Annotated in this window: 18 protein-coding genes; 1 reads left to right on the top strand and 17 read right to left on the bottom strand. The window is 47.6% G+C overall.

The window, feature by feature from the left end; translation table 11 throughout:
- Nucleotides 1–462 precede the first annotated feature (462 nt).
- From SATMO3_RS04820 to SATMO3_RS04750, 15 genes are all read right to left on the bottom strand, one after another.
- Nucleotides 463–1,470 (bottom strand): radical SAM/SPASM domain-containing protein, encoded by a 1,008-nt coding sequence (locus tag SATMO3_RS04820; RefSeq protein ID WP_371378270.1) that lies wholly within the window; start codon nt 1,468–1,470, stop codon nt 463–465.
- A complete protein-coding gene (locus SATMO3_RS04815) occupies nt 1,467–2,414 on the bottom strand; it encodes a glycosyltransferase family 2 protein (RefSeq protein WP_371378267.1) in 948 nt (315 codons plus the stop codon). Before SATMO3_RS04815 ends, SATMO3_RS04820 begins: the two co-directional genes overlap by 4 nt.
- Before the next feature lie 15 nt (nt 2,415–2,429).
- The gene (locus SATMO3_RS04810; RefSeq protein ID WP_371378264.1) at nt 2,430–3,671 is read right to left on the bottom strand and encodes a UDP-glucose/GDP-mannose dehydrogenase family protein; all 1,242 of its coding nucleotides are present in this window, start codon (nt 3,669–3,671) and stop codon (nt 2,430–2,432) included.
- A gap of 32 nt (nt 3,672–3,703) precedes the next feature.
- A complete protein-coding gene (gene rfbF, locus SATMO3_RS04805) occupies nt 3,704–4,480 on the bottom strand; it encodes a glucose-1-phosphate cytidylyltransferase (RefSeq protein ID WP_371378261.1) in 777 nt (258 codons plus the stop codon).
- Between the two features lie 99 nt (nt 4,481–4,579).
- Nucleotides 4,580–6,499: a glycosyltransferase gene (locus tag SATMO3_RS04800; protein ID WP_371378258.1), complete on the bottom strand. Its 1,920-nt coding sequence runs from the start codon at nt 6,497–6,499 to the stop codon at nt 4,580–4,582.
- 201 nt (nt 6,500–6,700) lie between these two features.
- Nucleotides 6,701–8,446 carry a flagellin gene (locus SATMO3_RS04795; RefSeq protein WP_371378255.1) on the bottom strand — a complete coding sequence of 582 codons (1,746 nt, stop codon included), beginning with the start codon at nt 8,444–8,446 and terminating at the stop codon, nt 6,701–6,703.
- A gap of 338 nt (nt 8,447–8,784) precedes the next feature.
- Nucleotides 8,785–8,964 carry a carbon storage regulator gene (locus SATMO3_RS04790; RefSeq protein WP_371378252.1) on the bottom strand — a complete coding sequence of 60 codons (180 nt, stop codon included), beginning with the start codon at nt 8,962–8,964 and terminating at the stop codon, nt 8,785–8,787.
- A 50-nt stretch (nt 8,965–9,014) separates the two neighbouring features.
- The gene (gene fliS / locus SATMO3_RS04785; RefSeq protein WP_371378248.1) at nt 9,015–9,443 is read right to left on the bottom strand and encodes a flagellar export chaperone FliS; all 429 of its coding nucleotides are present in this window, start codon (nt 9,441–9,443) and stop codon (nt 9,015–9,017) included.
- Between the two features lie 57 nt (nt 9,444–9,500).
- Nucleotides 9,501–9,920, bottom strand: coding sequence for a hypothetical protein (locus SATMO3_RS04780; protein ID WP_371378245.1), 420 nt, complete (start codon nt 9,918–9,920; stop codon nt 9,501–9,503).
- A gap of 33 nt (nt 9,921–9,953) precedes the next feature.
- Nucleotides 9,954–11,891 carry a flagellar filament capping protein FliD gene (gene fliD / locus SATMO3_RS04775; protein ID WP_371378242.1) on the bottom strand — a complete coding sequence of 646 codons (1,938 nt, stop codon included), beginning with the start codon at nt 11,889–11,891 and terminating at the stop codon, nt 9,954–9,956.
- Nucleotides 11,892–11,918: 27 nt separating this feature from the next.
- On the bottom strand, nt 11,919–13,607 hold the full coding sequence (locus SATMO3_RS04770; protein ID WP_371378239.1) for a flagellin: 1,689 nt from the start codon (nt 13,605–13,607) through the stop codon (nt 11,919–11,921).
- Between the two features lie 14 nt (nt 13,608–13,621).
- On the bottom strand, nt 13,622–15,133 hold the full coding sequence (gene flgK, locus SATMO3_RS04765) for a flagellar hook-associated protein FlgK (RefSeq protein WP_371378236.1): 1,512 nt from the start codon (nt 15,131–15,133) through the stop codon (nt 13,622–13,624).
- Between the two features lie 21 nt (nt 15,134–15,154).
- Nucleotides 15,155–16,654, bottom strand: coding sequence for a flagellar hook-associated protein FlgK (gene flgK, locus SATMO3_RS04760; RefSeq protein ID WP_371378233.1), 1,500 nt, complete (start codon nt 16,652–16,654; stop codon nt 15,155–15,157).
- An 89-nt stretch (nt 16,655–16,743) separates the two neighbouring features.
- A complete protein-coding gene (locus SATMO3_RS04755; protein WP_371378230.1) occupies nt 16,744–18,615 on the bottom strand; it encodes a flagellar hook-basal body complex protein in 1,872 nt (623 codons plus the stop codon).
- 85 nt (nt 18,616–18,700) lie between these two features.
- A complete protein-coding gene (locus SATMO3_RS04750) occupies nt 18,701–19,117 on the bottom strand; it encodes a flagellar hook capping FlgD N-terminal domain-containing protein (protein ID WP_371378227.1) in 417 nt (138 codons plus the stop codon).
- Between the two features lie 381 nt (nt 19,118–19,498).
- On the opposite strand from SATMO3_RS04750, the gene SATMO3_RS04745 reads away from it, so the two are divergent.
- Nucleotides 19,499–20,056 (top strand): rubredoxin-like domain-containing protein, encoded by a 558-nt coding sequence (locus tag SATMO3_RS04745; RefSeq protein ID WP_371378224.1) that lies wholly within the window; start codon nt 19,499–19,501, stop codon nt 20,054–20,056.
- 201 nt (nt 20,057–20,257) lie between these two features.
- Here the strand turns inward: SATMO3_RS04745 and SATMO3_RS04740 are convergent, their stop codons facing one another.
- Both SATMO3_RS04740 and SATMO3_RS04735 read right to left on the bottom strand, forming a co-directional pair.
- On the bottom strand, nt 20,258–21,472 hold the full coding sequence (locus tag SATMO3_RS04740; RefSeq protein WP_371378221.1) for an ABC transporter permease: 1,215 nt from the start codon (nt 21,470–21,472) through the stop codon (nt 20,258–20,260).
- 63 nt (nt 21,473–21,535) lie between these two features.
- Nucleotides 21,536–22,675 (bottom strand): efflux RND transporter periplasmic adaptor subunit, encoded by a 1,140-nt coding sequence (locus SATMO3_RS04735; RefSeq protein WP_371378219.1) that lies wholly within the window; start codon nt 22,673–22,675, stop codon nt 21,536–21,538.
- Between the last annotated feature and the right edge of the window lie 3 nt (nt 22,676–22,678).

Genomic DNA, 22,678 nt, shown 5'->3' with positions numbered 1-22,678 from the left:
TAGATTCGAAAGAAAACTTACTAAGTTTAGATTTTTCATAGCTTGGAAGGTTATAAAAGCTGAAAAGAATTTTTCTCTAGACAGCATATTTACCCAATTTTAGTATTTTACTTTCCGAATCTAAGTTTAGTCATGACCACCCGTAAAATGGGCGGCTTGCTTACGTCCTATATGGGCATGGTGTTAGCTGAGTCTCAAAACTCGCCGAACAATCCAGCTTTTGCATACCTGCCCTACTGCTCTTCAAAGAGCAAATTTATTATAGGCAGTTGGGGCAAGTTGCTAAAATTCAGTTTTTCGCCATGACATAATTTCTTATTTCACACCGTGACTTTATTCTTGTAATTTCGCTTATATTGTTGCCGCGTTTTGAAATACATTCCTATTCTAGGTCTTAAAACTTTTATAAGTTTTTTGGAACCCCACGCCTAACGTGTGGTATCCTGCTTATGCAATAGAAATTCAACAACCCAAACGTTGTAGTATTTCTTTCTCATGCCCATCTAGAACATCTTCTTGATGCAACAAATATTCAACGTTTTTACAATTTCTACATTTAGAAATATTTCTTAACTTTCCAGTTAAATTAGTTTTCATTAAATTTCGACGTATGTCACCATTCCAAATGTCTTGAAGTGCAATTTTTGATATATGAAGATTTTTATCAGTAAGACCATCCGGACAGCACAAGGTCACACTACCATCCCAACGAATATTTATCCGATAGAATAACAATGAACAAACAGAATACTTTCTTAATTCGCTTCCAAAGCGGTTACAACAATGATCTGTATTTAAGACCGACTCACCAGTAACATCCAAAAATTGATCATATATGTGTTCGATACTAATATAATTACATATATTACCAAATAAATCAAAAAATTTTTCCCGTTCATTATCATCCAAAGAAATATCAGCTATTTTAATTTTTATACAACAATTCCCTCTATTTTCATATAGGTATTTAAGAGTTTTGTAGAAATTTGTAAAATCAATTATTGCTCCGCAAGTTTTTTTATATGCATCATTTGTTATTCCCTGAAGCGAAATTTTAATCTCATCTAATCCTGACGACACTAATTCATGTACTATATCCGGAGTCATAAGTAAAGCATTTGTATCAACTAAAGTTTTCTCTGCAACATCCGCTTTTTTTATTTCCTTTATCATATTTGGCAATTGTTTGTGTAATAAAGGCTCTCCTAACCCCGCAAAAGCTATTTTTTTAATCTTTCTTGGAAATTTATCCATTTGTTTTACAGCTTCTTGAAAAACATTCCAATTCATTGATCCCAAGGTAAATCCGGTTCTCTGCAAAGCGGTTGTACTAAGTGAGTGTACACAATATTTGCAATTAATATTGCAAAGAGATGTTGGTTCAATGTTTACATTAAAGGGAGTATCTAGCGGAACCTTTTCATAAAGTAATTCTCTATCCATATCAAATGCATTTAATTGAGCCATCATAATTTCCCCCCTAATTTTTTAAGTAAATCCATATCTCTCTCCGTATGATACTGCACATAACTGCTAAACTCATCCAGATTATTTTCCAGTTCCTTCATCATGAAATCATATACTGACCGACTCTCATTCATGTTAAATGCATCAAATTTATCGCACATTGACAAATAATATGACCATTTTGAGTAACGCAGATAATTTTCCAATCCGGGTAGCCGCTGCTTCAAATATGCATTGCGCTCCTCTATTGCAATAATATATTCATTTAGTTGTTCGTTCATCCACTGATTTGATTGAATAAAACCAGAATTATTATTTCCGTGCTTCGCAAAAGAATATTTCGGAATACCGTAAGCAACCGTTTTCGTGGCCTTTTCAAAAATTTTATACGTCATAGCAATATCATCAAATTTTCCTGATACTTTAAACCGGATTTCGTCAAATAACTTTTTTGAAAAAAGTTTTGTCGGCGTTGCATTGTTATACCGCTTTCTTTCCAGAAGTTCAAAAACTCCTTGTTCTTTATCTAAAAGCAGTAATTTGTCAAATATATATTTAGGTGCAAACGTTTGAGTAGTTTCAAAAAAATAAGTACTGCCACAAATAGAAATATCGGCCTGATGGCCTACAGCAAGATTATAGAGAAACTCTAACATATCGTGTTCACAATAGTCATCATCATCTACAAAGGTAATATAATTTCCGCGTGCTTCATCCAAACCAACGTTTCGTCCATAGCCAATATTTCCCCCGCCGGTGTGTACTGCACGGACACGCTTATCAGTTTGCGCATATTGATCACATATCTCGCTGCTGCCGTCATTCGAACCATTATCAATCAGTAGCAGCTCAAAATTGCTAAAAGATTGTTTCAATACACTTTCTATTGAGCGCGGTAATAAATGCTTTCTGTTATATGTCAATATAATTACACTGATTTCTGTCATACTAATCGCACACCTTTACTCCAAATAATACCTGCAATCAATCCATTGCTTATCCGGAAACTTCCTGTTTATTGCAGCAAATTGCGGCCAGGCGGTAACCAGTGCAATTGTGTCCGACTTATTACAAAGTTCATCCAGGCTTGAACAATACTCAATGTGATCAAATGCATAACATGACGCAAAAGCATCATTAGCTACCGGATCATACGCTTTCAGATTCGTATAGCCGTGCTCACGCAATAAATGAATAATTTTCGCAGCCGGTGTGTCTCTCACATCATCTGATTCAGGTTTAAAGGATAGCCCCAAAATACCAATTGCTTGTTGGGGTGAAGAAGTATTTATTATTTTTTTTACCGCAGAGTCTGGCATAGAAATATTAATATCCATTACACTTTGTAAAATTTGCGGCTTATAGTGATGCTTCTTAGCTTGAAATATCATGGACTCCAAATCCTTAGGCAGACAATACCCGCCAAAGCCACAGCCGGGATATACATAACTTTGCATAGAGCAATCCACCCAGCGCTTGTCCTTATGCAGTATGCGAAAAGCATCTCTAACGGCAATATCACCAATTGTACCGGCGATAATAGACATTTCATTAGAATAACTTATTAAGGTAGCCAAAAATGTATTGGAGAGATATTTTATAAATTCTCCTGTATTCAGCGATACTGCATAGAAAGGTGCATTAAAAGAACTGTATAAATTCCGCATAGCCTGAATTGCTTCTTCCTGTGAAGCTCCGCATACTATTCGGTCAGGATATAAAAAATCATTCCAGCAATTACCTTCTCTTAAAAATTCGGGATTGTTTACAACAGCTGCTATTGCACCTTTTTCCGAAAGGTAGGGAATAATCTTATCACGAGTAGTAGACGGTGGGACAGTTGATTTAATAACAACAACCCGGAACTTATCGCCCGCTAGCACCGGAATGATGGAATCCAAGGCCGAATACACATAGTCTAAATTTGTTTCTCCATCAACCCCGGCCGGCGTACCCACACATATAAAAATAACATCACTTTTTCGTGCTACTTCAGCGAGATCGTATTGTATGAAAAATGTTTCATTTAAATTACGGTTTAGAGCATCTTCCAACCCTGGCTCTAAAAACGGAACCGTACCCGCTAAAAGCGTGTCATTGCGGGATGTATCTGAATCAAAGCCATATACGATATTTCCTTTTTCCGCTAAGCCTAAAGCCGTAGTAAGCCCTACAAAACCTAATCCTAGTACAAGTATATTCAAAGCAGCATTCTCCTTTTTCTCCCGCTTCCCACCTACTCCCAGAGCTTCCAAGGCGCCTCATCAGAATTCCATAACTTCTCCAGATTGTTTTTCTCACGCATAGTATCCATCGGCTGCCAAAAACCGGTATGGCGATAAGCCGCTAATTGTTCATGCTGTACCAGTTGTTCCAGGGGTGCTTTTTCCAAGACTGTATCATCACCGCCAAGATAATCGAAAAACTCTGGCTGGCAAACAAAAAAACCGCCATTGATCCAGCCTCCATCCCCTTCGGGCTTCTCTTGAAAAGCTTGTACATTACTGTTTGCCGCCAAAGCCAGCGCACCAAATCTGCCAAGCGGCTGTACGGCGGTAATAGTAGCTATCTTGCCATGTTTCTTATGAAAGCTTAGTAACTCATGAATATTAACATCACTTACACCATCGCCGTACGTAAGCATAAACGGTTCATTGCCCACATAAGACTGTATTCGCTTGACGCGCCCTCCGGTCATTGTAGTCCTTCCGGTATCTACAAGCGTTACTTTCCAGGGTTCAGCCTGATGGTCGTGAATAATCTGCTGGTTTCCCACCCGAAAGTCAAAAGTAATTGTAGATTCCTGCAAAAAATAGTGAGCAAAATACTCTTTGATATAATAGCCTTTATACCCCAGGCAAATGACGAAATCATTAAAACCATAATGTGAATAGATTTTCATAATATGCCATAAAATTGGCCGTTCGCCGATCTCGATCATAGGTTTTGGCTTCAAATGCGATTCTTCACTGATCCGCGTGCCAAAACCACCAGCCAATATGACTACCTTCATGTCGTCATTCCTTCCTCGTGAGATTTTAATCCACATCCCGGTATGAGATTGCAGTTTATCCTTTTCCCTTGATTTTAGCTTTATATAGACAAGCGGTTCTTAAATACTGTATAACTCTTTCAATATCTTGAATTTTTCTTTGATTGCTTGCTCACGGCATTGCTGATATGACCAATCTAAAAAATCAAAAATATAATGCCGTCTGTCCCCCAGTTCCAGGGCTTGTTCAAAATATCGCGCCGCCCCGGCAAAATCTTTTAGCCGGTAACAGCAATAACCGGCATCACAATACAGCAGGCTCAATTGCTTGGATTCCAAATGTACTTGATTAACATAATTCAAGATCATATCCAATGTATAGCCAAAAAAGCGCTGGTGCAAAAGGAGTGTGCTTATGCGGGTAAAACAGTTGTTGCTTAAATAAAATCTTTTTCCCATTTCCAGTATTTTTTGCATTTGCTGCTGGCTGCCTAAATACAGTAATTCGCCGACTAAGTCGCAGAAAACCGGCAAATCCCCGTTTCCCAACTGAGCGGCTGAATCAGGCTGGAAATAAAGGGCCAGAATGTTTTTAAGCGACGGGTTAACGTTTGGTCCCAGCACCTCGGTTCTTTCAGAACAATCATTTACAATCAGCGCTGCCACTGCCAATAATTCCACAGTATAACCGCCTTGTTTACGGCCGGCATCTATGAGAACCGGCAGTACGGTCTCAAGACTACAATTCGTTAACAATACCAGCGCGTTAAGGGTTTTATCATTAAATGTATCCCGTAGAATGTGGTGATAAAAATCAAGTACTTTTTTCACTTTAAGCTCGGACAGGTTTGTGACCAGAAAGCGGATGTCCGCTTCTGACGCAGTGTCATATATCATATTCAGAAAATAAATGACATCCGCAGGCTCTTGTTCTCTGATTAAGGAAACCAGTCCGTGGAAGGCTTCCTTCTTCAGTTTATTCCGCTGCAGTACCTTAGCATAGTAATCAAGCGCCTTGGCAGGCTGATTCTTCATTTCATAAATTTGCGCAATAGCGAAATAAGCATCCGGGCTTAAGCCAGGAAAATCATTGTTCCGGTTAAAATCACAATAAGTATCGTTCAGCGCCAGCGCCTTCAGCAAGGAGGCCAACGCTTCCTCACAACGGCCAATACTCTGGAAATAAATTCCTTGAAACAGCCATATTTCCGGATGATGGTGGAACCTCGCCACGGCCTCCTGGCAACTGGCCGTAACTTCATCTTCCTGATAGGTTTTTAGACGGGTCATACTGCTTATTAAAAACACATACGGCTTATAATCGAATTCTGTCCTTAAGCCCTTCATCTGTTTAATCGCTTGTTTGGCAAATTCTATGGATTTCTCATATTCGCCGCTTCGCCAGTAACCATCACTGAGATAACAGTAGGTTAATGTACGAACTCCACCGCTTGCCAGTTCTTCTTCCAGTAGCGCTGTGTTGCGCCTCACCTTTTCCAGAATGGTGCTGTTTGTATAACCGGTATGACAGACGGTAAGCAAACGGTTCGTCACTTCTATCGGTTTAAGCGGTTTACCGCCTTTGTAGACTGCTTCATGGATACGGCCGCGGTAACGGATCAGAGGGGAATTGCGGAAAATCCGGATGGTTGGATTGGAACTTCTGACCGGCCCGTCAATTCCCTCAAGATTATTCATTTGGCACTTCACAGCTTCGATCTTTCGGTTACCATGAATTTTCTCAATTAGCGGCCGGACATTCTTAACGGTCCCGACAGCAATATATTCATCGGCATCCAGAAAAACAACCCAGGCGCCGCTTGCCTGCGCCAGGGCGTAGTTACGGGCTGCCGCAAAATCATTGCTCCATTGGTAATGAAATATTTTGGCCCCCAGTTGTTCGGCAATCATTACCGTAGCGTCTGTGGAGCCGGTATCGACAACAATAATCTCATTGACTATACTTCTGACGCTTTGCAGGCAGCGCTCAATATTTTGAGCCTCGTTTTTTGTTATTACACAGGCGGAAATTTTCGCCACTATAATTCTCTCCTAAATCAAGACTTTACGATCTCTTATTTCATGACATTAGTCGACTCTACTATTGATATCGTAAAACTTGTTATAATTTTATTAAATTGATTTATTGCTCCGTAAACCAATGTTACTGCCAAAAAGCGCAAAAGCCCTGCAGTAACAGAGCTTTTGCGCTTCGATCATATAATTGCTGATTTATATTTATTAGCCTTGTAACAGAGTCAATACTTGTTGCGGCTGCGAGTTGGCTTTGGCCAGCATAGCGGTAGCCGCTTGAGTGATAACGCTCAGTTTGGTGTACTCCGCCATTACGGAAGCCATATCGGTGTCGCGGATATTGGATTCGGCGGAAGTCAGGTTTTCACTCTCGGTATCCAGCATGTTGATATTGCTTTCCAAGCTGTTCTGAACGGCGCCCAGATTGGAACGTTCAGACGCTACCTTGCTGATGGCTTTGTCTATGGTGCTGATGGCGGAAGTAGCCACTTCGGCGGAGCTGAGGTCAATACCGGTATCGGAGGTGCTGCCGGCCACACCCAGCGAGTTCGCATCCATATCGCCGATGGAAAGAGACATAGTCTGGCTGGAGTTAGCGCCAACCTGGAACGTCAGGCTGCTGGAGGCGTCCACATTAACGCTGGTGGTTGCAACACTCAGAGCGGCCACGTCTTTTACTTTGCTTTTGTAGACATCTAACAAGCCAGTGGACGCAGTCGATATTGAAGCATCAGTAGAAATCGACGCCTGCTTAAGCAAGGCCTGCAACGCGTTATTAATAGCGGTGGCGTTTCCGTTGGAAAGAGCGTCCTTATAGGCAGTAGCCGCCGCTACATCATCAACTGAGGTGGATGCAGTGGAGGCGGACATGGCGCTGACTAAATCATCCAGCGCATCCGTAACAGCTGCAATGGTAGAGGCATAACCGGTGGCGCTGGCTGCCGCAACCGCCAGTTTCGAATCATCGCCGGTAACGGTAATGCCAAAAGCTGACAAGGTGTTGCCGTCGCCCAAAGCAACAGCTCCGTTGATGGTACCGGTCGCATTTGTGCCGTATACCGTAACGCTGGTGGCGGTGGATGACGAGCTGTCAATCGCCGCAAACAGATCCTGCAGGGTATCGCTGTCAGCTTCTAAAGTAACCGATGATTTGCTCCCGTAGGTGCTGTCGGTCAACTTGACATAGTAGTTGCCGCTGGCGTCGGTAGCCAGCGAGGCTGTTACACCGGTGGTATCGGATTCATTGTTGATTTTCTCGATAAGGCCTTTAACAGTATCGCCGGACTCAATGGTGATAGTCGTGCCGTTGATTTCGATATCGCCGGCATAATCACTGATAACGGTAGCGGCAGCGCTTGCAGCACTTGTGTTATCAATAGTTGTTGTAATGCCGCTGACTCCTGTCGTGGCCTGCGTGGCAATCGAGGTGTATACTACGTCATAGCTCCCGGACTTGGTATTATTGCTGGCTGTTGCCGTGGTGACAATACCTGCTACACTGGCGTTGGTCACAGCCACTGAAGCGCCGCTGCTGCCATTGAGCAGTTTAATGGTATTGTACTCGGTGTCATTGGAAATACGGTCGATTTCCTGGCGGAGTGTGTCCACTTCATCCTGGATGGCGCTCCGGTCATCGTCTGTCAAAGTGTCGGAAGAAGCCTGAACAGCCAGTTCGCGCATGCGCTTTAAGATCTCATTGGTTTCGTCAAGAGCGCCGTCAGCTGTTTGCGCCAGTGAGATGGCGTCCTGGGAGTTGCTGCTGGCCTGATCCAAACCTTCGATTTGCGCACGCATTTTTTCGGAGATCGCGAGACCTGCGGCATTATCGGCAGCGCTGTTGATGGAATAACCGGATGACAGTTTTTCCAGTGCGGAGTTCATAAGTGTCGAGTTTTTGTTTAACTGATTGGTGGTGTTCAATGCGGACATGTTGGTACTGATTACCATTGCCATAATAGAATTCCTCCTTGATTTTCCTTTTGTTTTAAAATTTAGCTTCCGTGCACCATTTTCGTTAGTATTTTGCTATGAGCGACTCGCTAACGACGAGTCTGCGGTGGCTATGCGCCTCCTTCCTGCTTGTCTACTATAAAATTCGATGGCGAATATTAGTAAATTGTTCAAAAATTTATTTAGTTTTTATTGATTTGTTCTTTTATTTATCCTGTTACTAACCCGCACTAAGACTCCTGCTTCTATAAGCAGGAGATAAATAAAAAAACAAACGCCGGACAGTATAATGTCTACATTACCTGCCAGCGCCTGTCCTTTTAACACGTAGCCCACATTAGTTAATTCTGGGTACGGCCTTTTTTTAGTTGATCTTCGTATAATTCCCCGCGGATAATATTGGTCGATTTTGGCGCATCGATAGCCAGCCGCAAATTGCCGTCATCACTTCTGATAACTTTAACCATGATGTCCTTACCGATCATAACATATTCGCCTGGTTTTCGACCTAAGACCAGCATCCCTGCATCACCTCGCACTGAAGTCCTTTTCTTGCCTGTCCGTATTATCTTTAGGCCTTGATCACACCTGCGCCGCTATTATTGCCGGCAGCCTGATCCACCCGCGCCGCTTTCATAGCCTGAGCCCAGGTATCACGAAAATCCATCAGGTACTTTTTGGCCTCTTCCAATTGGGTCTTATCTTTTCTTATATTGCCCTGCACCAGGCAATGCAATATATATTCATCGATTAAGATCCACTTTTTGGAGAGTTCATACTTCATGTCAGTTGTCAGCATCAGTTCACGCACAATTCTCTGCGCCCGCATATTGGCAGCATGAGCCTTTTTAACTTCCTTCTTATCAACAGCCTGAATGCTTTCAGTTACAAAACGGATAGCTCCGTTATACAGCATGAGCGTCAGTTCCGCCGGCGTAGCCGTCAAAATTTGCTGCCGTTTATAAGCATTGGCTGTATTGGCTGTATTGGCTGCATTCACATCCAGCCCCCCAGTTCTCCGAGTTAATCCTATTAAAATAAGCTATTGGGTTGTTTACTAACCTTTTTTGTTAAAGCGGCAGCCTGGTAACATCACTGCCCAGGGAGTGACATACTGGTTGTTAATCTGCCGTTTGACCCGGCTGTTTCTTAATTCCCCGGCAATATATTCTTTTTCCGTGATGGCCTGCTGGAGCAGTTGCCGGCAGTGCTCCAGCACTTCCTGCTGCTTATCGGCCGCTTCCTTAATGAGCGGCGCTAAGCCCGGCGCGTTTTTCCAGTTTGGGTTGCTGTCCCATTCGTCATTTACCGCAGCAAGCTCATCAATAAGCGCCTGCCTTTCGCGCAGAACCCGCCGGAGGCCTGTCATCTTGCGGTCATATACAAAACGGCTTAACGTCTCGTGCTTGGCAGCCATTTGTTCAAGAATGTACAGTTTACGCCGCAAAAAGTCGTGTGCCGATACTTCCTGCCCCATGTGATCCACTCCTCAGACATTCTCTATGAAGTTTTAACTGCTGGTAAGGGAGGAAATGGCCGAAAGCTGGGAATTCATAGTATTGATATATGTCTCTAATGCTGTGTATTTGGTATAGAGTTTTTCCTGCAGTTCATCCAGCCGGTCCTCCTCGTCCTCCATGGCGTCTTGATATTTCTCAATTAGAGTGGACAGTGTGTTGTCCGTGTCAGAAGTATCACTTTCTATTCCCGCTTTTTCCAGGAGTGTTCCCTTATTGCCCGCGCTGTCGCGTTTGGTGGAGATAACACTCTCCAGAATATCGTAAAAGCGGTAGGCCAGGCCTTCTTCCTTGTAACGGGTGCTCAGGTCGGTCGCGTTCAAGGAACGCAGCACCGAGTTATTGCCTAGCGACTTGCCGGCGACCGAGGAGGTGGTGGCCGTTGAGGTGGCTTTTTTGGTGAACAGCTCCATAATTGCTGTCGGATCGCTTTGTATGGCGGAAGTCAGCGTGTCTTCATCAATCTCCAGTGTGCCGTTGTCACCGTAATCGCCGGTGGTTATACCAATAGCGGCCAGTGTGGTCGATCCACCGGAAATGGAGTCAATCAGCGCTGTCCGCAAATCGCTTAGCAGATCCCGCAGAATGGAGTCACTTTCCAGGAGACCCACCTTGGCTTTGGCCTCCCAGGCGGTAATCTCATCATCGGTCATTTCCTCTTTTTGGTCATCGGTAAGCGGTGGATAATCCGAGTCTGAATCCTCATTGATCAAGTCGGTAATACTGCTAATCAGTTCATTGTAGGCATCCACAAAGTTCGAAATCAGATCATAAATGCCGTCTGTGTCCTGCGTTACTGTCACGGTGGCTTTCTCGTCGGTGGTGTCGTTCGCCGTATACGTCACGCCGTCCACAGTAATTGAGTTGGTGCTGCGCGTCATTTTTAACCCGTCAATGGTAAATACAGCATCGGCGCCGTCTGTCTTCACCGACAGCAGTGAGCTGACAAAATTGCCGCTCCCTGAGTCGGACAGGGTCAACGTATTGCCGGCCCCGGTGTCGTTTGCCGTCAGCGTCAGTTTGCCGGTAAGCGAATTATAGGCAAGCGTCGCCCCCAGGTCGGCATCGTTGACGGCCGAAATTACTTCAGCCAGAGTATCATCTTGATCAAACGTCAAGGTAGTGCCGTTGATCGTGATCTGAATTTCCCCGTCGTCATCAAACGTCAGCGCCGTGCTTAACTGATCGGAAATGTCCGCCAGCGTCGCAGATGTACTCAAGCGGTTGGAGAGAACAGGATCGCTCCCGAAAAGTGTACTTAACCCTTTATCAGTGGTGGAAGTGGCACTGATGGTTATCTTCTGCACGCCCGAATCATCCTGGGCGGCGATTTCCAGATAACCGCTGGAATTTTCACTGACGGTGACCTTGGTGGTGGAACCGACGGCATCGTTGATGGCGTCCTGCAGGGAGTCCAGGTCGGTTACATCGTCCAAATCGACGGTATAACTTGTACCGTCGAGCGTTATGACAAAGCTTTTATCGGTGAGACTGCTGTAATCTGGCGCCGCCGATCCCTGCACCTCTTTGGAAATACTGCCGCTGCTCGCGTAAGTGGCCTTGCTGGCCAGCTGGCTGACAGACACCGTATGACTGCCTGCTGTCGCCGAGGTGGAACTGGTCACCGTAATGGCGCTGCTGCTGCTGGTGGCAGTATATTTTAAGAAGTTGCTGGCTTTCATGATACTGCTGGACGAAGTGGTGCTAAGATAGGTATCCTGGAACTCCGTCAAATCGGAAATAACGCTGCGGTAGGCTTCCTGCGTCCATTCGGCGGTTTGTTCCTTTTGCTGCAGTTTATTAAGCTTTTTGCTTTTTTCCGCCGATATCAACTGTTCGACAATACCATCAACATCCAAACCTGAAGACAAACCGGTGATTCGCGTGGTGCCATTCACCGTGGTTGCGGTTACGCCGCTGCTTGAGGACATATCGGCCCCCTCCTCTCATCAACAACATTAGGCAATATAATCAATTAATGACTTGGAAATCACCTTGGCGCCGACAGCCAGCGACGCTTCGTAGGTATACTCGGCGCTGGTCAGTTCGGTAGTCGCTGTCGCCGTATCAATATTTTCATTGTCGGTCATAAGCGACTTATAGGCTTCATAAGCGTCATCCAACCGGTCCGATATGGAGGACACTTGATTCATCCGGACTCCCAGCGTGCTTTGCGCTTTGGTCACGGTGCTAAGCGCGGCCGACAATTCGTCAATCAAATCACTGATGTTAAGGTCATGGGTGGTAACAGTGACATTGCCCGAGGAATCCATAGTGGCGGTTTTATAAGTGGTATCGCCGTTTAGCGCCAGCAACAGCTTTTGGATTGTATTAAAGAGGCTGCTGTCGCCTTCGCCGGTAACATCCTGTCCTTCAATATTGACAGTAACCGAAGTGCCAAACCCGACATTGTAGTTGATGCTTTGGGCGTTGGCATTGTCGGCGGACGTTAATGTTTTATACGTGTTTTTAGCCGCCGCCGCCGCATCGGTTAAGCTGGTTGTACCGCCATAGGTAGCTACGGCTGACGCCAGGGCATCGGAAGTGGCCTTAGCCTCTTCCGCCGCTTCCGATAAGGTTGCTGTGCTGCCATAAGTGGTTACGGCCGCCGACAGGATATCATAGTTAGTCTTCGCGGCGGTAGCCGCGTCGGCTAAGGTTGTGTCGCTGGGATCGGCATCGGCTGCCGCCTGCGCTGTATTATAAGCGGTTAATGCCGAGTTGGCGGCGGACGTTAACGTAGTGGAATCACTATAAGTGGTGATCGCAGCAGTTAATGTGTCGGTGATCGCCTGCGCATCGTCCGCCGCGTCACTGAGCGTAGCCGTACCGCTATAAGTAGTAATGGCGGCCTTGATGGTCACATAGTCACTCTCAGCGGAGGAGGCTGCGTCAGTCAGGTTGGCAGTACCGCCATAGGTGGTAACCGCGGCTGATATAGTATTGTAGGTGGTAAGCGCCGCAGTGGCTTTAGCCGCCAGAATAACATCCGTGGGATCGGCGTCAGCCGCCGCCTGCGCCGTGGTATAAGACGAGTAAGCACTACTGGCCGCCTCGCTCAGGGAGTTGTAAATCTCGCCGGCGCTGCTGGCGGCGGTATAGAAAGCTTCAATATCAGCATCCGATATGTCGGAGGATAGCACACTGCCCAGACTTAGGTATTGCCCTTTAAACGTCACCAGATCGCCAATATCGGTGGTCACGAGTTCATACGGTTCCGTGCCTGTGCTGTAGCCGCCGAAGATATAGCTGCCGGTTTCATCCGCATTCATAATGGTAATAATATCCTGCAGATAGGTTTGCACCTCTGTGGCATAATTTTCCCGTTCTTCATCCGTAACCGTATCACTGGCGGCTGCAGTAGCCAGTTCTTTTAGAGAGGTGATATCCTCACTCAAGGACGCTAAGGCGTTATCGGTAGATGTCTGCCAGGCAGAGGCAAGGTCGGCATTATCCTGATATTGCTTGACCTGGGCGACATAGCTGCGGTAGGTTACCGCCCGTGTGGCCACTGTCGTGTCATCAGAAGCCAGCTGTATCTTCATATTGGAGGACACCGCTTCATTGGCCTTGGCCAGCCTGGCGGCGGCTGCGCTGATATTCCGCAGGGTATTCTCGGCTATCATGCCGTTAGTTACACGATGCATAATTCTCCCCCCTTCTAATCATCTACCATATTGATTGTAACATCATAGATTTCGCTCCAGGCGCTCACCATAGCCGCCGATGCGGCATACGCCTGCTGGTAAATACTCAGATTAACCGTCTCCTCGTCGCTGGAAACTCCGGATACCGATGTCCGGCTATCATTTATATAAGTGGCTGTCGCGCTCCTGCTGGCATAGGCCGTTTGAGCGGAAGCACTGTCACCGGCCACAGTGGCGACAATGACATTGAACATTTCGGTGGCCGTGGAGTTGCCGGAGATAGCAACGGTGGAGCAAATATCGATAATATCGTCAAGCACACTGCTGTTGCTTTCCTCGCCGGCGGCGGAAGAGGCGGCAATCTTGTCGGTATCCTCCTTAATATCCTTGGATACCGAAATATTGGCGGCCGTAATATTGCTATAGGCAGCGCTGAGGTCTGATCCGCTGCTCACAAAGTCTTCCGAAGACAACCCGTCGTAAGTAAAGAAACGGATACCGGTTGTCTCGGCGCTGTCAATGCCATATCCGTCGGCATGACCGCTGTAGGTGGTCGAACCGGAAGTAACCCCTTCATTGAAGGCCTGGGCAAAAGTCCGGGCAAAATTGTCCAATTGATTCATGTAATAGACAATCCCCTTATTGTCCGCCGTACTGCCGTCCCTTAGCTGCAGATAACCGTTAAGCGCACCGGAATCACCGCTGTTGAATTCCTTACCGCTTGAAGACCAGCGGATACCGTACATGCCGTAGGCATCACTGTCGGTATCGGTAACGGTGTAGCACTCCAGTTGGTTAGCCTTATCCCCCTTGACCAGGGTGACGCCGTCCACCGTAAGGGTATAGGAACCGTCATCGGCTGCCGTGACGCTAATGCCGATCAGGCTGGATAATTTGTCAACAAGCAAGTCCCGCTGGTCTTCCAGCTCATTCGTAGAAGCCCCTGAGGCCGAGGCGGTAGTGATCTGACTGTTCAGCGCCGCAATTTGCGAGGCATACGAATTAATGTTTTGGACGGCAGTGTATACTTCATTATTCAAGTCGTCGCGTAGTGATGCCAGGCTTTCCGCCGCATAGTTGAGCGTCTCGCAGAAGGTTTCCGCATAGGACAGTACGGTAGCCCGGGCCGACTCATCGGTTGGGTCATTCGCCAGCGTTTCCAATTGGGCCTCAAAATCGTCCAGCGCTGTGGAAATCTCACTGGAATCCGTACTGCCGAAAACTTCCTCGATTTGTTCCAGATAACTGGACTGCGCTTCCAGCTTGCTGGCGGCGCTGTTTGTCTGCCAGTACTTTTGATTGAGACGGAAACTGTTCACCCGGTCGACCGAAGTAACCTCGACCCCGCTTCCGACCAAACTGCTGCTATAGACAGCCGCCGGGCCGATGGAGGTCTGGCTCACGACCTGCCGGGAGTAACCGTCCGTATCAATATTGCTCATATTGTTGGTAGTCACCGTCATGCCGACCTGCGCCGCGTTCAAACCCCGGCTGGTAATGCTGAGTCCTGCAAAAGTTGCAGCCATTTCACTCCCCCCTTATCCTAATTAAAATACCGCCAGCAAGCTCTCCAGCATGTTGTCAATGGTACTCACAACCCGGGCGCTGGCGGCATAGGCTGTTTGATACTTGATCATATTCGACATTTCCTCGTCAATCGAGATGGCCGAAACGGCCTGCCGCTGGTAGTCCAGCTGCGAGGCCAGGGCGGCCTGGGTTGCATAATTGCCGGAAACTGTATCGCCGGCCGACCCCAGCCAAGTGGTGATCGCCGCATAAAAATTAATAATATTAAGCGACGAACCCGCATTCTCAAAGAGGGACGTATCGCTTAACAGATCGCAAATGGCGCTCGCGATACTGTAATCGTTGCTGGCGCTGCTGGTCGAGGTAACGACTTTATTCGAATCGCTCACCAGTTCCGGATTGACCTGAATATTGGTGATGCTTAAAGGTTTACTGGCGTCAATGGCTGTAAAGAAGGCCAGACCGGCATTGCCGTCAGCGTCTACACCTGAGGTAGTCAGCGAATTGATGCTGATAGCCAGGGTTGTGATTAAGGCATTCAGCGTCTGCCGCAATGTAGTGATGGAACTGGTTGCAGCGGTGTTAAAGTCATAGGGCAGGTCACTGGCGTCAATAGTTTCATAGCCGGTCTGATCGGCATCCTCCAGGTAAGCCGCAATACTGCCGCTGGTAATATCCGCTTCATTGCCGGAAGCAGCCCATATTACCTTCAGCGGATCGTCGGCCGAGCCGTCGCCGTCCACCGCCAGCGTATTGGCCTTATCGCCCTTGACCAGCGTCCCGCCCCCTAAAGTGACGGTCACCGAGCCATTGCTTTGTTCAGTAACAGTAATATTGACCAGGGACGACATCTCATCCAGCAAGGCGTCCCGCTGGTCCCGCAGGTAACTGGCCTCGCTGCCGCCGGTCTCGGCCTGCACAATTTGCTTGTTCAGCTCCGCCACCTGCGCGGCTAAATCATTTAATGTATCCACACCGTCTTCCACCGCTGTCACAGCGTCGGCCTGCAATTGCTGCAATTCCCCGTCAATCGCCGTCAGCAGTGTAATTAAATCACTGGCAGCAGTCACCACCGCCACCCGGTTGCTGTCCTCATTGGAACTTTGCGACGTACTCAACGTTTCCCAGGCCGAGAAAAAGTCATTAATGACCGTCTCCACCCCGGAAACCGTCTCGGTATTGCCGTCGTCGTCGGTGGTAACCGTATCGTATTCACTCAGCAGCGTATCAATGTATTCAATATTGCCACTTTTTACTGATAGATATGTGGAATCGGCATTCGCCGCCCGGTAGGCGCTGTCAAGATAGATGTTGCGCGACCGGGTGATGCTCGCTACTGTAACGCCGCTTACCGCCGTGTTCCCGTCTGACCGGGTGGTCGAGGTGTCGGCGCTGGTTACCTGCACTTTGGAAGCGCCGGTCGTATCCACGTTGGCCAGGTTGGTGCTTGTCGCCAGCAACGCGGCCTGATTGGTATACATGCCTGAATAGGCAGTGCGATAGGTGCCGAAAGTCGACATCCTGTAACTCCTCCTCTATCCGGTGCAGGCCGGCTGCGCCGTCCTTGCGCCGTCAGCCGGCCTGTCAATTATCCAATACTTTTTTTGTTTTAGCCGACCATGTTAATCAGCGACTGCAGCATATCATCCGCTGTGGAAACAACCTTGGTATTGGCCTGATAGGCCCGCTGGCTGATCAGCATATCGCTAAACTCCGACGCCAAATCAACGTTCGACAATTCCAGCGCATACCCGGTCATAGTTCCCGAACCGCCTGTTCCGGCTACCACAAAAGTGCGATCGCCGGAGCTTATGGTTTGCGTATACAGGTTGTCGCCGGTTTTACTCAGTCCTTCCGCATTGGTGAACACCGCTAAAGCGATTTGACCGACCGACAAGGTTACATCATTGGAATAAGTGCAGTAAATCGTACCGTCGGAAGAAATCGAATAGGACGACGGAGTCCCTGAGGTATAGCCGTCCGTATCATCTGACAGTGAACTGCTGGTCAAAGCTTTTGTCGTAAGCCCCGAGAAATCCAGCGCCATGGTAATATCATCCGTACCGGCGTCTGCCGGGGTTGTGATGGTGACATTTGCCGTGGTGTCAAACGTGTGAGTAGTTGACGCCACAGTAAACGTCGTCGTACCCGTCTGAAAATTATCCGGCGCAGACAAAGTAATGGCGGAGGTCCCTGAGCCAAAGGTCGCCGAACCATCGGTGGAAGTCACTGAAGAAGTTGTCCCGTCGGGATAAGTCAGGGTAACCGTATATGAGCCGCTTGTTCCCGTTACAGCGACAGTATAAGAACCTGCCGCTACAGCAGTGCCAAGACTCACGTTGGAATACTCATAATTCGCCGCGCTGCTCGTTACGCTGTCGGACGCGACAGTAACAGCCGTTGTACCGGTTGAAAAAGACGAAGGCTTGGTAAAAGTGAGTGTTCCCCCTGACGATAAACTAACCGATCCCGAACCATCAGTTGAAGACGCCGATCCCAGTGAAGTTCCCGAGCTGTCGTATACCGTGATGGTATAAGCACCGCTTGTGCCTGTCACCACGACGCTATAGTCACCGTCCGTCACACCGCTTGCCGCAACGGCGGCAGCGGTATAGCCGGCAGTGTCGTCCACTGTCGCCGAAAGTGTCGTAGCAGAATCAACTATGTTACCATCTGAATCAAAGGCAATGTAGCCGCTGGACGGGCTTATTGTCACCTCGTCGGAACTAAGTTCCCAGTACCAGGTCGTTATGTTGCCTTCGACCGCGCATTTTTTCATGTTCACGGTAACATCATAGTCGTTGCCTTGTGAATCGTATACAGTTATCTCTGTCGTGGCGTCAAAACTCAAATCCGTAGTGTCGCCAATAGAGGTCAGTCCGGTGGCTCCATCCGCCACATCCTTTTTCGAGCTAAGATACCCGCCAATACTGGAGGAAGTGGTGGCCACAGGCGTCAGCGTGTATTTGTTGCCGGCGTAACTGTCACTGTAAATATTGATAGGTTCAATATCGCCGCTGGTATTGTAAACAATGTTGCCGTCGTCATCCAGCGTGTAGGCCTGCCAGCCGCACACGATATAGCCGTCGATAGTCAGGTTGCCTTCCGAATCGACGCCCATGCTGCCGTTCCGGGTATAGGCGTAGCTGCCCGAACTGGTCTGGACGACAAAATAGCCGTCGCCGGTCAGCGCCACGTCAGTCCAGTTGCTGCTGGACGAAGTGCTGCCCACCGATGTGTCGGTAGAAGTACCGGACACACTGACCCCCAGTCCGACCTGCGCGGGATTGGTGCTGCCGGTAGTGGCGGTAGCTGCAGTTGCGGCTTTAATGGTCTGACTCAGGATATCGCTGAAGGTAACCGATTGCGACTTATAGCCAGTGGTATTAACGTTGGCGATATTATTGGCAATAACGTCAAGAGCCGTCTGTTGGCTTTTGATGCCCGATACCGCCGTGGATAAGGCGTTCATGATAGCCATAAAATAAAAACCCCCAAATAATTAATCACTATTTCATCAGTCGTTCAGAAATAGAAATAACCTCCCTGTCCGGGTCCGGTTACTTTTAGGTCGAAGAGGTGGTCGTGGAATCGCTGCCTACCTGGTAAATATCGGTGTAATTGACTGTCGTGCCGCCGACATTGACATAGGTATTGCTGCCGGAAACCGTTACCGATAATACGGTCCCTGAGCCAGTGACAGTGCTGCCGGACGTACTGGTAGATGAATAGCTTACCGTCTTCCCGATCAGACTAAAGGCCGAAGAATTGGTGACCGAGGTGCTGATGTCCGACAAGGCCGACAGGGAACTGATCTGAGCCAACTGAGAAACATATTCGGTGCCGCTGACCGGATCGTCCGGATTCTGATACTTTAGTTCGGCAGCCAGAATCTGAATAAACTCGTCAAAGTCCAGGCTGGCTGTCGCAGACGTACTGGAAGTGGTGGAAGTACTGGAAGTAACCGATGAAACACTACTCATTTTTGAAATTCCTCCCTTTGCAAGCTTTTTTTTGCCTGATAATCAGAAAATACCATTCGAATAGTAAATCCCATATGTAGTTTCGCATTTACATATTTTCTTTTTGTTAAGAAAAATGTTAATAAAATATTAGTACAGACATATATCGACAATAACTATGGCCCCTACTACACTGTAAAACGAATCCCTGACTATAAAGAGCCACATGGAGAAATAAAGGTCTCCATGTGGCTCTTTATAGGTCATAGTATTAAGTCAACTGTTCCAAGTGTATTTCAACAATTAAAAAATTTAGTAAAACATAGCAGGATAACCTGATTTTAAAAAGAATTATTATTAATAGACATTATTGTAAATTGCTATTAAACGGAGGGATGCATTTTGGCTAATTACATACGCTGCCGCGCCTGCGGCTATGTTATGGATGAAAATCATTTGAAGGAGCTCTGTCCGGCTTGCGGGTTACCAAAAACAGTGTTTGAGCCTTATACAAAAAAAATAGCGCCCAGACGGAAATTTCTGCTTGACCAGCATTTCCATCCCATTGCCGTTCACTTTCCCCAGGTCTTTCTGTTACTGGCTGCATTTATGCCGCTTTTATCCCTGTATGCAGCTGACCCGGTGCGTTCGGAATTTCTGGCGATTGCCAAATGGTCTGTACTGGTCTTACCGTTTACCGTGCTGGCAGGTTTTCTGACCGGATTGTTTGACGGTCAGCTCCGTTTTAAGAAAATGAAAACACCGCTTTTAATTAATAAAATGATTGCCGGCACGATTTTTCAGCTTCTGTCCATTGCCGCTTTTATCCTGTACCTGATGAACGGCTTTGCCGGCAACAGCTTTTGGATCATTGTCAGCTTAAACCTTCTGTGTATTCCGCTTTCCATTTACTTAGGCAGAGCCGGCTCCAGCATGTTCGACTCCTTTATTGCCGGCTAGTAAATTTTCGCCGGCTAAAGCGCAGAGATGAAAACACGGCTTTCAGTCTTAGTGAAGGCTGAAAGCCGCTGTTCCCTTCTGCTACAGGAAATATGCTTTCTCCAGTAAAAAAGGAGGCTGTGCCGAATCTAAGCGTTTCAGCACAGCCCCTTTCTTTTTCCCAACGTTCCCGCAATCAAAAAATGCAACTACAGGCTCATGTTACTCATACCGCAAGGCATCAATCGGATCAAGCAAAGCGGCTTTTCTGGCCGGATAAATACCAAAAAACAGCCCCACGGCAACCGATACGCCAAAAGGTACCAGAATTGACAACGCCGAAATTACGGTATTTAAACTCCCAAAAGCCGAGATAGCAAAGGCTGCTGCAATCCCCAGCCCAACGCCGAAGATACCGCCAAGCACACCGATGACCACCGATTCAATCAAAAACTGCAGCATAATATCGTTATACCGTGCGCCCAGGGCTTTCCTGATACCGATTTCCCTGGTCCGTTCCGTCACCGACACCATCATGATGTTCATAATGCCAATACCGCCGACCAGTAGGGATATAGCGCCGATACAGCCCAGGAACAGGGTAATGGTTCCTGTCGTTTCGGTCATCATTTGCATGATGCTGGTCAAGTTGCGTACCGTGAAGTCATCTTCCTTGTTGCCGCTGATTTTATGCCGCTGCCGTAAGAGCTCGGTGATCTGCGCCTGGGCCTGATCCATGCCTTCCAGTGTGCTGACCTGAATACTGATGGAATTAAGATAAGTAATGCCCAGCAGGCGCTCCTGCGCTGTTGTCAGCGGCACCAGGACGATATCGTCCTGATCCTGGCCCATGGAGGACTGGCCCTTGCTGTCAAGGATACCGACAACCTGGTAGGGCGTATTGTTGATCCGGATGTTCTGTCCGGTCGGGTTCATCTCGCCGAATAAGCTTTCTGCCACGGTGGCGCCAAGCACGGCCACCCGGTTACGGGATTTGATATCCTGCTCGGAAACAAAACTGCCGCTGCCGACCGTCAGACTCTTAATGGCCATATATTCGGGCGTAATGCCGTAAACCGTCGTTGTCCAGTTTTGATTGCCGGCGATAATCTGGTATTGCTTACTCACACTGGGCGCCACATAGTCGATGCCCGATACCGTCTTTTTTATGTACTCCGCATCTTCCGCCGACAAGGTTATGCTGCTGCCGGAAGCCGAGCGCACCCCCTGGGAAGAGGCTGCTCCCGGCGTGACAATCAGCATATTGCTGCCCAGACTGGCAATGGAGCTTTGTACCTTTTCCCGCACGCCCATCCCGATGGATACCATGGCAATAACGGCGCCCACACCGATAATGATCCCCAGCATGGTCAAAATCGAGCGGAGCTTATTGGCCAGCAGAGCCCTGAGGGCAATTGCTATGCTTTCTTTAAACATGTTTCAGCTCCCTTTCCCCTACGCCTCCACCTGTTGCAGGCCGTTTTATAATGTCACTTGCTGCTACATGGGAGGCGGCGGACCATTATTCTTCTGACTCGAAGATGTTTGACTCTGTGACTTGGTATAAGAAATAATCAATTTGTCGTTGTCCTGCAGCCCGCTGATAATTTCAACTTTGTCGCTGCTTGTCAGGCCAACTTCAACCGGAACATTTTCACTCTTGCCGTTATCGCGCAACACTACAACATACTGGCCACTGGTACTGGTTTTTAAAGCGGCCAGGGGAATCAAGAGGGCGTTGTCTTTCTCGTCAATCTTGATGGTAACCCGCGCCGTCATTTCCGGCTTAAGCAGATTATCCGGATCTTCAACAGCAAGTGTCACATAATAATAGACGACACTGCTGGAAGACGATGAGGAGGAAGACGACGATGAAGACGACGAAGTAGCAGAGGTTGTACTGGTGGTGCTTGTCGAAATTTCCCCAATATTGCTGACACTGCCGGTAAACGTATGGTTTTGATGAGCGTCCACTGTGAAGGTTGCCGGCTGGCCGACTTTTATCTTACCAATATCGGTCTCATCGACTTTGACCTTTACCTTTTTACGCGAAATATCTCCAATCATCATAACTACCGTTGGGTCATTAACGCCTGCCGTCACCAGCGTCCCTACCGCCACCGGTTCCCCCAGAACAACACCGTCCATAGGCGAAACCAATATGGTCTTGTCAACATCCGCCTTGGCCTCATTGTAGGTAGCCTCAGCCGTCTGATAGTTTAAGAGCGAGTCTTCCAGGTCAGCATCCGATTTTGCCCCGATGGAATGCAAAGACTGATACCGCTTATATTTGGCGGCGTAATTGTTCATGGCGTATTCGGCTTTATTCCTGGTGGATTCCAAAGACGTATCGTCTAATATCGCTAGCACCTGACCAACCTTAACCCGGTCATTTTCCTTGACTTTAATCTCTTTGATCAAGGCGGTAACCTGCGAGGAAATATCGACCGCGTCAACCGGCTTTACCGTTCCGGTCGCCGCTACGCTGGAGACAATTTTGCCTCTGGCTGCCGTTACTGTTTCCTGACTGGCCGTTGTCTTCGCCTGCTGGGCTTGCTGGTAATACCAGCTGCCGCCGGCAATCCCCAGCAAAACGGCAATCCCGGCCGCCAGCAGTTTTTTGTTTATTTTTTGCCACATTTG

The sequence above is a fragment of the Sporomusa aerivorans genome (assembly GCF_041428895.1).
In the GTDB taxonomy this organism is placed as follows: Bacteria; Bacillota; Negativicutes; order Sporomusales; family Sporomusaceae; genus Sporomusa; species Sporomusa aerivorans.
Note: the sequence above shows the minus strand (reverse complement) of the source record. Positions and strands in the feature narration are given on the sequence as shown.